The sequence below is a fragment of the Evansella vedderi genome, assembly GCF_030813435.1.
GTDB lineage: Bacteria > Bacillota > Bacilli > Bacillales > Salisediminibacteriaceae > Evansella > Evansella vedderi.
In genome coordinates, this window is the sequence record NZ_JAUSUG010000019.1 from 1 (window position 1) to 11,579 (window position 11,579).

The following is an 11,579-nucleotide window of genomic DNA, read 5'->3' on the forward strand; positions in this document are numbered from 1 at the left end:
TTTAAAAATTCATTGACGGGATATTCGATCGGTCGTATAAATACGACGTTCATATCCCACTTCGCTTGGCTTTTTGTTTAGTTTTCAAAGGTCAAAATGTCAATTTGTTGTTTTAGCGACAACTCTTATATTATATCAGGATAACATTTTGTTGTCAACAACTTTTTTTATTTCCTTTGCGACAAAATCTATTATATCAAATGATCTGGTTCTGCGCAACTTATTTCTTTTAGCTGAAAGCTAAAAATATAAAATTAATTTATCGCTTTTTAGCGACAAGAATTATCATAACACAAATAATAACAAACCGCAACATTTTTTTCAAAAGAATTATTTAGTTCCTTTCGTTAACGGCATGAATATACTATAGCACACTTTAGTAATTCCACGCAACTACTTTCTAAAAAAGTTATATAACCGTTAATTGTCCTCACCAACCACATATAATATTCCACAAATTCCGAACTTAAAAACATTCAATGAACAATTTTCTCAAGAGTTTTATCGTAAAATCAGAAGATTACCCAAAATTCATTTTCGTCTTAAATTGCTATTCCTAAACCTTTAACCTAAAAAGTCTTATATAAGCAAAAAAACAAGTTTCAAGGAGAAACTTGTTTTAGTAATATCAAAATTGTTCCGGAAACTCTTGCTGAGCACGATAAAGTAATTCTATCATAATCGTTTCATGAACGGCTAACTGCTCACTTTCCAGAATTCTTTTATATGCCTCCAATTTATTTCCTTCATTAAATAAGCATTTAAATTCTAAAATCTCATTCAGCCATTGTTCATGAAAGGATACATTTCCGTATAGCTCGTCTTTTGTTAACTCAAGTGCAATTTGAGCCATCTCCTTTGCTTCTTCAAGGTCAAACATTGTAAGTAAATAGGATAAACTTAAGTAACTCCTCTGCCGTTAAATTTTCACCAGTAATGTCATATAAGGTGTAATTAATTAACCACACGATAAATAATAAGATTGTTGTTCCTGTGAAATATGTAAAAATTAGAAAGATACTAAACCTTGTTTTTAATCGAAACAATTTCATTCTCCCTCTAATTAAACCAATAATGGAATATATAATGAAAGAAAACAAAATAGCTAGCCCTATTAATGAAACAACCGTTCCCCACATGGCACTTAGAAGGAGATAACTTCCCACTAGTATTAGAATTGTAAAAATGAAGCTAACTATTAATAAAGAAATAGAACGGATGACCCCCATCAAAAAACTCCTTCGTATTACGTTACAATCTTTTAATCTATTTTACCATTTTTTATCCAAATTTTTCCGAAACTATTTCTATTTAGTTGTATAATTAAGATACAAATAAGCGCCCATTGATAAATTTTTGCCAATGGACGCCTTTTTGTTTATTATTCTTTTGATTGAACACCTTCCTCTACCGACTGGACGATGATAAATCCTTCTCCGGAAAACTCCATTTGGAAAGACTCACCACTTCCTCGACCTAGTAAGGTGCGGTAGCTTATATCGGTTCTGATTTTAGGCTCTAAATGGCCAGACCAAGCAACAGTAGCCTGTGGGTCTGTCATAACGGGAATCCCCGGGCGAACAAGTAAAGTCAACGGTTCGTAGTGGGAAGTGATTGCTACCATTCCCCGTCCAGACAGGGTTATATTAAACAATCCCCCGGACATCATCCCAGCTATTTTTTTCATCATCTTAATATCCCAATCAATTCCTGGCTCAAAAGCTAACAAATCATTTCCATTAACCGTTATAGTATCATTATCTAATTCCAGTATGGAAATTTTTTTACCTTGGTCCGCTAAATATAATTCTCCATTCCCTTGGGCTTTCATTAATTGAATTCCTTCATTAGTGAAAGCCTTCTTTAGCATGCGGCCAACCCCATGCTCCAATATACCTTCCCTTTCAAATTTAATTCTTCCATTATATGCGACCATGGAACCCATTTTTGCCCAGACCTTATCTTTCAAATTCACCTCTAGAATTCTTGGCGTTTCTAACTCAAAAAACTCCGTACTCCGTTCATTCTGTACCGTCTGCCTTATAAATTCATCAATCGAATATTTACTCATCTTCCCTACTCCTCTCTTAAATTTACCTGATCAATTCTACGTTTAGTTTCAGGAAAAGTTTCATACCTTATGGATCTAAAAATGCAAAAGGAATAGTATACACCCGCCATTTATTTTTCCCCTCAAATGGGAAGTTTAAGGATTTTATTATTCTATTCGCAGTATATCTTGATTTAATGTTTAAAAAAGCCCTTAGTTGTTTGACGGTTATAGTACGTCCATAAATAAGAGCATAATCTTTTATAGCCTCAATATGAGTAATCTTGGATTCGAAATGACATTGATGATTGCTGCAGGTCCAAATACCTTTACTTCTAATCATAGGAATAGCCTGGCATTTAGGACAATGAACCCCCTTTTTTAGCTCTTCCTTTTGGATGTTGTATTTAGTTAGTAAATCTGGGATATGGGGAGTATGTTGTTTAAGTAGACAGCTTGTTAATCCGCGGAGATCTCTTTTGGAGAGCTTTTCATTATGGTGGATCTTTTCATATTGCTTAATTTTTTCATAAATTTGACTACTTTGGATTACCTTTTTGGAACATTCATCATAAGTTGGGGATCTGGAAATATGGGTATTGGAATTTGTATTTACAACGTGGGACTCAATAGGAATTTGGGCAAATTTGTTTTTGCGCAACCATCTATTCAGCTGAACAACCTGATTTTTCACCTGAATGATAGGATCAGCATAGGTTTTCTGATCACCATCGACCCGCTGTACAAGCTGTTTAATTACATCATCGAAATAAAGCTCCCCTCTCAAATTTTTAGCTTCGAGGTTTAATAGAAAATAAGGTGATACTAGCAAGGTATCCATTTGAAAAAAATATTTTCCGTCCGCCGTAAGCCGGAGACCGTGAAAAATGAGATAATCCTCCTCTGGTAAAAAACTCAAAATGTAGTCTAAAGACGCCTCACCTTTTTGTCCCGATAACCGTTTTCTTAAATCTTCCTCAAGCTTAGCTCTCATTGGATGGTGGTAGGGTAACCTGCGAAGAATAGCTTGAAGTTTACGAATGCTAAGAGGCATTGTACGGGGTTTTTTAATCAAAATAACACACTCCTTCTATTTTTTGTTTTAATTCGAGGTTTTAGGTTACGTTTCCTATAGAAATTTCCCCTAATTGTGAACAAAATTTGTCTTTTTTGAGGATTCCCTATAATTTTAGTTTTTCTATGTGCGATTTCGGGCTGTATATGTGCGATAAACTTAGTTCTATGTGCGATAACATATTTTCTATGTGCGATTTTCCACCTCCTATGTGCGATTCGATGAAATTAGTCAAAATTCGACCATAAAAGCCAAGTTTCCCGACTGACAATCCCTCCAACCGATTTTTCACAAAATTCTTGCTGGTGATGCTGGTCACATCCTCAGGCTCAACTCCATGATAAGATTTAGACCAATAGAGGATATAAGGGGGGCTAGCCATGAGCGAAATGATAAATAATCGTGAAGTGTTAACAACGGAAATAACGGAAAGACAGCAATTGTTAAAGCAAATTCTTAAGGAACTTCACTCTGGGGTGGATCCTGATGAAGTGAAGAAGCGTTATGATGGAAAAATAGATAAAATTTTGATAAGTGAACTTTCCAAAATGGAGCATGAGCTTATGCAGGAAGAAGGGATCAGTCCTGAAGAGGTTCGACGAGTTTGTTCGGTCCATACGGAATTTTTCAAGGAAGCTTTCGGGTTTGCTGAGACGAAAAAAGAAAAAACGGAGCCTCAATACCAGGTTGGTCATCCTGTACACACATTTTTTCTAGAAAATAAAGAAATAGCGAATCTCATCAATAACAGGTTAAAACCACATACGGATCAGTTTAAAGAAAAGGACAAAAAGGAAACCATCGAAAGCCTGTATACCGATTTAACTGACCTTTTGGAAATCGATAAACATTATAGTCGGAAGGAAAATCTACTCTTCCCTTATCTCGAAAAATACGGCATTAACGGTCCCTCCAAAATGATGTGGAGTATTGATGACTTTATTCGAGGGGCAATTAAAGACTTGAAAAAGCAGCTGGAAACTGGTCAATGGACGAAAGAGGAAGTAATCAAGTCCTTACAGTTCATCCATGATGAGGTCCTCCTAATGATTTTTAGAGAAGAAAATATTCTTCTGCCTATGTCCATAGAGAAACTTACGGAAGACGAGTGGATCAAAATTGCTAATGAGGAGCATGTAATTGGCTATACCTTTATTGATCCTCCTGCAAAGTGGGAGCCTCGACGTGCAGATTTTTCCGAAGAGGGTATCGTAAAGGATGGGACAATACAACTAGAAACTGGGGTATTGAAGGTGGAACAGCTGGAGCTGATGATGAATCATCTTCCTGTAGATATTACGTTTATAGATGAAAATGATGTTGTCCGCTATTTTTCACACGGGAAGGAACGTATTTTTCATCGTACGAAATCAGTCATTGGTCGAACCGTTCAGAACTGTCACCCGCCGCATAGTGCCCATATTGTAGAGGCATTACTAGACGACTTTAAGTCTGGAAAAAAAGAGTCGGAGGACTTTTGGATTCCGTTTAAAGATAAATATGTGTTGATCCGTTACTTTGCTGTTAGGGATGGAGAAGGTACTTACCGTGGCACACTAGAGTTTACGCAAAACATAAAGCCTATTCAAGAAATCACCGGAGAAAAACGATTGATGTCATAAAAGGAAAGAAGGAGTGCCCGTGGTTGGGCACTCCTCATTTTTTTCCCCCTATAATACCATCAATAATCCCATAATCTTTCGCTTCCTTGGCTGATAGGAAATAGTCCCTGTCCGTATCTCGATCTACTTTTTCCAAGGGCTGGCCGGTTCTTTCTGAAATAATCTCGTTGAGTTTTTCCCGGACCTTGAGAATGCGTCTTGCGGAAATTTCTATGTCGGAAGCCTGCCCACGGGCACCACCTAATGGTTGGTGGATCATGATCTCGCTGTTCTGGAGAGCGAAACGTTTTCCCTCTGTCCCTGCAAGAAGGAGCATAGCCCCCATGGATGCAGCGATCCCAGTACAAATGGTACTAACATCCGGCTTAATAAATTGCATCGTATCGTAGATGGCAAACCCTGCGGAGGTAGAGCCGCCAGGACTATTAATATAAAGAGAAATATCCTTTTCCGGGTCATCAGCAGCTAAAAATAGTAACTGAGCGACAATACTATTAGCCATATGATCATTGATTTCATCACTGACCATCACAATACGGTCCTTTAACAGCCTCGAATAAATATCATAGGAACGTTCCCCACGGTTGGATTGCTCAATAACATAAGGAATGGTATTCATTTTATTTTACCTCCCACATTCTTTTACATTTATGCTGCCATGGAGAGGGAACAATTATGGAAGGAGTGTGACTGTACAGATTTGTTCTGTTGCAATAGCAGACTTGGTTCAGATGACGCAGGCTTCAATAAGCTTGGAATGATTTTTATTAGCTTTGTTGGGTCCTGTTCTTTTAAGCATTTAGCGAGAACCTCAGGCAATATTTCTTCTAGCTCCTTTGTCCACTGCGATTGGACCTCCGTTATTGGTGCTAGATCTTCATAGAATTGAGTCTTCAATCTAACCCTTGCCCTTTTTAAAGCAGCTTTCACAGCTGGTTCCGTCATACGAAGGATGTGGGCAACTTCTGAAATCTTATATTGAAAGGCTTCCTTCAATGTAAAGACAATTAACTGTTTTGGGGTTAGCTTTTGTACAAGGTCTTGGACCAAGAAATTGGTCGCCTCCATATGGAATGCTCTATTCACTATTTGCTGCTCGGAGACCTCACCAATAACTTCTCTAGCCATTTTTCTTGATTGATCTACCCAATGGTTGTAAGCAATCCTCTTTAGGAGGGCTCCATTCAGTTCTTCCGGTACTTGCCCATATTGCTTTATCGCTTTGTAAATGGATTCCTGAGCTAAGTCTTCACCGCTCCATTTATCACGGGATAAAAAATGGCAGTAGCGGATCAATTGCTGATAAAGCTCCTTCATCTGGTTTTGGTTTAAGTTCTCCTGCTCTTGTACATTACGGTCACTTTTTTTCGTTATTTTAACAGACAATCTACTCACTCCTTTGTTCCTCTCACCTCTTAAACGATCGAGAGGCAAAAAAAGATATGGGGAAGGTTCATTTTTTTATTTAAAAGTGAATTTCTGTAACCTTATTATATGTTTTTAACATTTTATGTTAAACAATTGGCTCTTAATTGGGGGGAGATAATTTATATGTGCAATTCTAATGGGGCTATGTGCGATTTTGGCCCCTGTATGTGCTATTTCCACGCTTATATGTGCGATTATTAACCTCCTATGTGCGATCAGACCATTTTCGACAAAAAACAACAAAATACCACCAAATAAAATACGACTAACTTATAATAAGTTAGCCGTATTCCCAATTGCTTAAGGTAATACATTTCCTGCCGAACGGTAAAGTTCATACCATTCTTCCCTTGTTAACTCAATACCTGATGCTGCTGCAATAACCTTTAGTCTCTCAGGATTCATCGTTCCAACAACTGGCTGCATTTTTGCAGGGTGACGTAAAAGCCAGGCAATAGCTATGGTAGAATCAGTGACTCCGTATTTTTCAGCCATTTCCTGCAATTTAGCATTTACCTCTGGGAAATCAGCATTCCCTACAAACGACCCCTTTATCATTCCATATTGGAAAGGTGACCACGGTTGAATGGTAATGTTGTTCAACCGGCAGTATTCCAGTACCCCACTGTCACGAACAATGGATGGATCGTTCTGCATATTGACGTTCAAACCTGCATCAATCATTGGTGTATGCATAATACTTAATTGAAGCTGATTAACGATTAAATCCACATCCAAATATTTTTTCAACAATTCTATTTGCATTGGATTTTGGTTACTAACACCAAAATGACGGACCTTACCACTTTCCTTCAGTTGAGAGAAAGCTTCCGCAACTTCTTCCGGTTCCATTAGAGCATCTGGGCGGTGAAGAAGTAAAATGTCTATGTAATCGGTCTTTAATCGCTGCAAACTGCCATCTACTGAATTTAGAATATGCTCCTTAGAAAAATCAAAGAATCCCTTGCGAATACCACATTTCGTTTGGAGTATCATTTTTTCACGAACAGATGGAGTCATTCCCACGGCATCGGCAAAAACTTCTTCCGATTTCCCACCCCCATAAATATCTGCGTGGTCAAATAAATGGACCCCAACCTCCAAAGCGGTTTCAATAACATGGGCTGCCTCTTCATTCGAAAGGCTTGCCATCCGCATGCAGCCTAATGAGATTTCACCAACCTGTAAATCACTGTTACCTAACTTAATTTTCTTCATCTAAATGAATCCCTTTCTATGCCAATTTTTATTTAGGCTAGTTTTTCTCTAGATGCCACGCTCGTCGTTGGAGTCGCCGCCTTCCGCTTCTCCAAGCTTATTAAAAGCTTCACTAACTAAATGATCGGATGCCCCTATTTGTACACCGTTCTCTACTAAATGGCTTAAAAAAGCGGACAACTCCTCTTCTTCTTATTAGCTATCATCATAAGATATTGATTTGGCTAAAACAAATTATCTGCTCCGTTACTAGACGAATGTTAACACTCACAATGGAAACAATAAGTACGATATTTTATATACATATTATAGATCAAAGGAGAAATATCATGAGTTCTCAGAACTACCGTACAGAAAAAGATCCTTTAGGAAAAATTCCACTTCCTGAAAAGGCCTATTACGGATCTCAAACCCAACGTGCTCTAGATAACTTTCAAATTAGCGGTAGAAGATTTCCCCGTTCCTTTATCAAAGCCCAAGGGATCATTAAAGCTGCTGCTGCAAAAACAAATATGGAATTAGGCTTGCTTCCTGATGCCGTTGGACAAGCAATTATAACCGCATCAGAAGAAGTAATAGAAGGAAAATGGGATGAACACTTTGTTATTGATGTGTACCAAGCAGGAGCAGGAACCTCCCAGAACATGAATGCCAACGAAGTGATTGCGAACCGTGCTTCAGAAATCGCAGGTGGTGCAACTGATACTGGCCGAATTCATCCAAACGACCATGTAAATATGTCCCAATCCACGAATGATACCTTTCCATCAGCATTAAATATAGCTGCGGTAGAAAATATCGTCCATGGTTTGTTGCCTGCCTTATTTGAATTACAACAATCGCTCGAGAAGAAATCCGAAGAATTTAAAGATGTATTAAAAAGCGGACGGACACACCTACATGATGCTATTCCCATACGTTTAGGGCAGGAGTTCTACGGCTATGCAGGGACAATTAAGGAATGCTATGAGCAAATTAATCGAACAACAGACGCATTGTATGAACTTGGTTTAGGTGGAAAAGCCATTGGAACATTAGGAAATTTAGATCCTAATTATCCTCCGAAAATAATAAAGGAGATTAGCAGTCGAACGAACCTTCCTTTCCGGGAACCGGAAAACATGTTTAGCTTTATGCAAAATCGAAACGCTCCTATTCGTGTAATGATGGCCATGAAAGAATTGGCCGTTCATCTAATAAAGATAACCAGTGATTTGCGACTATTAAGCTCAGGTCCACGTACGGGGTTAGAGGAAATTACTCTCCCTTCTGTACAACCGGGTTCTACGATTATGCCAGGAAAGGTAAATCCGGCCATACTAGAAATGACTCATATGGTATGCTGTCAAATAATCGGTGCGGAAGCCTCTGTAACAACAGCTGGAACAGCAAGCCAATTGGAGATCAATGTGATGATGCCTGTTATAGCCCATACGTTTTTAGATTCCATTGAAATATTAACGAATGCCGTTGCCACACTAGTGGAGAAGTGTATCGCAGGGATACAAGCAAATGAAGATACGTGTAACCACTGGATGGAAGCAAGCCTTGCTTTAGTGACAGGGTTAAGTCCAATCCTTGGCTACGATAAAGCTTCACAAATTGGTATGCAAGCAGACGAAGAAAAGAAAACACTGAAGCAAGTCCTAGAAGAAAAAGGCATGTTGTCGAAAAAAATAGAGAAAGCCTTAGACCCAAAAGGATTCATATAATTAGGTGGTAGCTTTACAAGGAAATATTGTCCTATAAAGTTACCATCTATTCCATTTAATAACTTACTTTGTCCTTATTTAATAAAGGAAAATCAATATATCTAGATACTAATCGTTTCAGAAGAACGGTATCATGACTAATAATAATAATCCCTATATTACGATTTCTCACTATATCCATTACCCCATGCCAAATTTGTGCTTGGGTAATAGTATCAAGCATCGTTGTCATTTCATCAGCGATGAGAAACTGGGTACCGGGACCAAGGGCCCTTGCTATACAAAATCGCTGCAGCTCTCCCCCTGATAATTCATTCGGCCAACGTTGGAGCCAATTTTCCTGTATACCTAGTCGTTCCAGAAGTTCAACATCTAAATTCCCCGCTTCCTCTAATACTGCTTTCATAGGCCATTTTGGGTTGATTGCCTTTTCTGGATGTTGAAATACAAGCTGAATAGGATGATAACCTGTTTTTGGTAACGGGGCATCATTAAATAAAACTGTCCCGTTACTGGGCTTTTCATATCCTGCTAGTATCCTCGCTAATGTAGTTTTACCACACCCGCTTGGACCGGCTAGTCCTACCACTTCACCAGGTTGAACAGTAAGATTTATATCACGAAAAAGCCATTTTTTTCTCCTGTAACGAAAACTTACATTTCTAGCTTCAAGTTGCATGAATACACCTCACCATTCCATTTCGAAGTACTCTTTTTTCTGGCAAGTGTTCAAGGCATTCCGTTGTGGTCATGTCACATCTTGGTGCAAACAAACATCCCCTTGGCAATTCATCCCCTTTTGGTTGAGAACCTGGGATCGGGCGAAACTCATTTTGTGGCAGAGCTCTCCATAAAGCTTTAGAATAAGGATGTCTTAACCTTTCTCCACTACCAGTGAAGTCTTCAACTGGGGCAACTTCAACTGTTGTCCCAGCATAAAAGACTGCAATTTTATCTGCAACACTTAAGGCCGATTGAATGTCATGGGTAATGAACATAACAGCAGTTCCATTGTCTGCAAATGCCTTAAAAGAGGATAGTGCCTCCTTTACTACTGTTTGGTCTAGGCCAGGCGTTGGTTCATCGGCGATAATGAATTTTGCCTTATTGATTACTGCTGTTGATACAAGAATACGACGAGCCATTCCCCCAGATAACTGGAAGGGATACAGCTTCTCTACGTCGGTAGATAAATTATATTTCTCAAAAATCTCTTTTTGCGTTTTAAAAGAGTCTTTACCCTTTAACGCTCCCCTTACCTGTTTCTCCACTTCCATTAATGGATTTAAAAAATTTACTGACTGAGGGACAAAAGCTAGCTCCTTCCCACGTAATTTCTCTTGTAAAGAAGGGGTAAGTTCTTTACCATCATAATGGATTGTTCCACTAACATTTGCGTTTCTTGGTAAAATTCCAAGTATGGCATGTGCTAGCAAGCTTTTTCCGGAGCCGCTAGATCCTACAACAGCAACAATTTCTCCTGCGTTTATAGAAAAACTTAAATTATGAATCACCTTTACCTCTTTATGTTTGAATCCCTTTGTATACTGTTTAAAGGAAACGGATAAATCATCTACTTCTACTAGTGGCATTCTTTTCTCCCCCATAAGATTAATTTAGTCATGAGCCCGATGGGGATCCAATCTGGATCGTAGATGCTCACCAATGATATCGAACGACCGTACAACAAGTAATAAAGAAAGTCCTGGGAATATGGCGAGCCACCACATTTCTGTTGATAAATAACGCATTGACTCCGAGAGAATGATACCAATAGCTGGTTGGTGTGGAGATAAGCCCATCCCTATAAAAGTAATTGCCGCTTCGTGAAGAATAGCATGAGGAAACAGTAAGAATAAACCTACCATTAACTGTGGAGCAACATGGGGGAAGAGATGCTTCCTTCCAATAAACCATCGGGATTTCCCTAAGCGTTTCGATACTTCCACATATTCAGCAGACCTCAGCTGCATTACCTCTGCCCGAATCACGCGAGTTAAGCTTGGCCAATGGGTAAGGGCGAGTCCAATGACTACTCCTTTTATTCCTCCTCCTAAAGCAAAGGAGATTAACATTAACATAACTAAATGAGGAACACTTAAAAATAAATCCACTAACCATGAAATAATGCTGTCCACTACTTTCCCCATCGTTGCAGCCAGCATCCCTAAAATAAGAGCAATGGTTACACTCGCTGCAGCAGCCGTTAACCCCACACCAATACTTAAAGTCAGCCCTTTTAGGGTACGGGTAAGCATATCCCTGCCAAGCCAGTCTGTTCCAAAGGGATGGGCAAGGGATGGGCCTAGATTACGATTTCCTAAATCCGTTGCAATTCGTTCATTACTTAATACCAATCCCCCAAGAATAACACATAATAATAGAAGGGATACGATTACCAATGTCATAAAAGAGCGCTGTCTTCCATTTAATGAAATAAAAGGTTGTATACTAAACTTCACCATTTTCATCAT

At 38.8% G+C, this 11,579-nt stretch carries 13 protein-coding genes; 2 read left to right on the plus strand and 11 right to left on the minus strand.

Annotated features, from left to right (window positions below; translation table 11 throughout):
* Positions 1-628: 628 nt before the first annotated feature.
* The 4 genes from J2S74_RS20010 to J2S74_RS20025 form a co-directional block, all read right to left on the minus strand.
* Positions 629-880 carry a hypothetical protein gene (locus J2S74_RS20010; protein ID WP_307329201.1) on the minus strand — a complete coding sequence of 84 codons (252 nt, stop codon included), beginning with the start codon at positions 878-880 and terminating at the stop codon, positions 629-631.
* Positions 873-1,229 carry a hypothetical protein gene (locus J2S74_RS20015; protein WP_307329205.1) on the minus strand — a complete coding sequence of 119 codons (357 nt, stop codon included), beginning with the start codon at positions 1,227-1,229 and terminating at the stop codon, positions 873-875. Before J2S74_RS20015 ends, J2S74_RS20010 begins: the two co-directional genes overlap by 8 nt.
* 152 nt (positions 1,230-1,381) lie before the next feature.
* Positions 1,382-2,071, minus strand: coding sequence for an AIM24 family protein (locus J2S74_RS20020; RefSeq protein ID WP_307329208.1), 690 nt, complete (start codon positions 2,069-2,071; stop codon positions 1,382-1,384).
* Positions 2,072-2,138: 67 nt separating this feature from the next.
* Complete coding sequence (locus J2S74_RS20025) at positions 2,139-3,125, minus strand: nuclease-related domain-containing protein (RefSeq protein ID WP_307329210.1); 987 nt, start codon at positions 3,123-3,125, stop codon at positions 2,139-2,141.
* Positions 3,126-3,505: 380 nt separating this feature from the next.
* Here J2S74_RS20025 and J2S74_RS20030 point away from each other — a divergent pair, with 380 nt between their 5' ends.
* Positions 3,506-4,747 carry a DUF438 domain-containing protein gene (locus tag J2S74_RS20030; RefSeq protein ID WP_307329212.1) on the plus strand — a complete coding sequence of 414 codons (1,242 nt, stop codon included), beginning with the start codon at positions 3,506-3,508 and terminating at the stop codon, positions 4,745-4,747.
* 34 nt (positions 4,748-4,781) lie between these two features.
* Here J2S74_RS20030 and clpP read toward each other — a convergent pair whose 3' ends face one another.
* From clpP to J2S74_RS20050, 4 genes are all read right to left on the minus strand, one after another.
* The gene (gene clpP, locus J2S74_RS20035) at positions 4,782-5,366 is read right to left on the minus strand and encodes an ATP-dependent Clp endopeptidase proteolytic subunit ClpP (RefSeq protein WP_307329216.1); all 585 of its coding nucleotides are present in this window, start codon (positions 5,364-5,366) and stop codon (positions 4,782-4,784) included.
* Positions 5,367-5,395: 29 nt separating this feature from the next.
* Positions 5,396-6,133 (minus strand): sigma factor-like helix-turn-helix DNA-binding protein, encoded by a 738-nt coding sequence (locus J2S74_RS20040; RefSeq protein ID WP_307329221.1) that lies wholly within the window; start codon positions 6,131-6,133, stop codon positions 5,396-5,398.
* A gap of 342 nt (positions 6,134-6,475) precedes the next feature.
* Positions 6,476-7,393, minus strand: coding sequence for an aldo/keto reductase (locus tag J2S74_RS20045; protein WP_307329224.1), 918 nt, complete (start codon positions 7,391-7,393; stop codon positions 6,476-6,478).
* Positions 7,394-7,441: 48 nt separating this feature from the next.
* Positions 7,442-7,573: a VOC family protein gene (locus tag J2S74_RS20050; RefSeq protein ID WP_307329226.1), complete on the minus strand. Its 132-nt coding sequence runs from the start codon at positions 7,571-7,573 to the stop codon at positions 7,442-7,444.
* Positions 7,574-7,722: 149 nt separating this feature from the next.
* Between J2S74_RS20050 and J2S74_RS20055 the strand changes: the two genes are divergently transcribed.
* Positions 7,723-9,105, plus strand: a complete 1,383-nt coding sequence (locus J2S74_RS20055; RefSeq protein ID WP_307329229.1) for a class II fumarate hydratase — start codon at positions 7,723-7,725, stop codon at positions 9,103-9,105.
* A 55-nt stretch (positions 9,106-9,160) separates the two neighbouring features.
* Here J2S74_RS20055 and J2S74_RS20060 read toward each other — a convergent pair whose 3' ends face one another.
* Genes J2S74_RS20060 through J2S74_RS20070 form a run of 3 tightly spaced genes read right to left on the minus strand, consistent with a single transcriptional unit; the run spans position 9,161 to position 11,579 of the window.
* On the minus strand, positions 9,161-9,784 hold the full coding sequence (locus J2S74_RS20060) for an ABC transporter ATP-binding protein (protein ID WP_307329232.1): 624 nt from the start codon (positions 9,782-9,784) through the stop codon (positions 9,161-9,163).
* Positions 9,774-10,697, minus strand: coding sequence for an ABC transporter ATP-binding protein (locus J2S74_RS20065; RefSeq protein ID WP_307329234.1), 924 nt, complete (start codon positions 10,695-10,697; stop codon positions 9,774-9,776). Before J2S74_RS20065 ends, J2S74_RS20060 begins: the two co-directional genes overlap by 11 nt.
* A gap of 24 nt (positions 10,698-10,721) precedes the next feature.
* Complete coding sequence (locus J2S74_RS20070) at positions 10,722-11,579, minus strand: ABC transporter permease (RefSeq protein WP_370876045.1); 858 nt, start codon at positions 11,577-11,579, stop codon at positions 10,722-10,724.

Excerpts from the sequence above, each read along its gene's own strand:
- J2S74_RS20060 (WP_307329232.1), bottom strand. The coding sequence starts at position 9,784 with ATGCAACTTGAAGCTAGAAATGTAAGTTTTCGTTACAGGAGAAAAAAA.
- J2S74_RS20020 (WP_307329208.1), bottom strand. The coding sequence starts at position 2,071 with ATGAGTAAATATTCGATTGATGAATTTATAAGGCAGACGGTACAGAAT.
- J2S74_RS20015 (WP_307329205.1), bottom strand. The coding sequence starts at position 1,229 with ATGGGGGTCATCCGTTCTATTTCTTTATTAATAGTTAGCTTCATTTTT.
- J2S74_RS20045 (WP_307329224.1), bottom strand. The coding sequence starts at position 7,393 with ATGAAGAAAATTAAGTTAGGTAACAGTGATTTACAGGTTGGTGAAATC.
- clpP (WP_307329216.1), bottom strand. The coding sequence starts at position 5,366 with ATGAATACCATTCCTTATGTTATTGAGCAATCCAACCGTGGGGAACGT.
- J2S74_RS20010 (WP_307329201.1), bottom strand. The coding sequence starts at position 880 with ATGTTTGACCTTGAAGAAGCAAAGGAGATGGCTCAAATTGCACTTGAG.
- J2S74_RS20030 (WP_307329212.1), top strand. The coding sequence starts at position 3,506 with ATGAGCGAAATGATAAATAATCGTGAAGTGTTAACAACGGAAATAACG.
- J2S74_RS20065 (WP_307329234.1), bottom strand. The coding sequence starts at position 10,697 with ATGCCACTAGTAGAAGTAGATGATTTATCCGTTTCCTTTAAACAGTAT.
- J2S74_RS20070 (WP_370876045.1), bottom strand. The coding sequence starts at position 11,579 with ATGATGAAAATGGTGAAGTTTAGTATACAACCTTTTATTTCATTAAAT.
- J2S74_RS20055 (WP_307329229.1), top strand. The coding sequence starts at position 7,723 with ATGAGTTCTCAGAACTACCGTACAGAAAAAGATCCTTTAGGAAAAATT.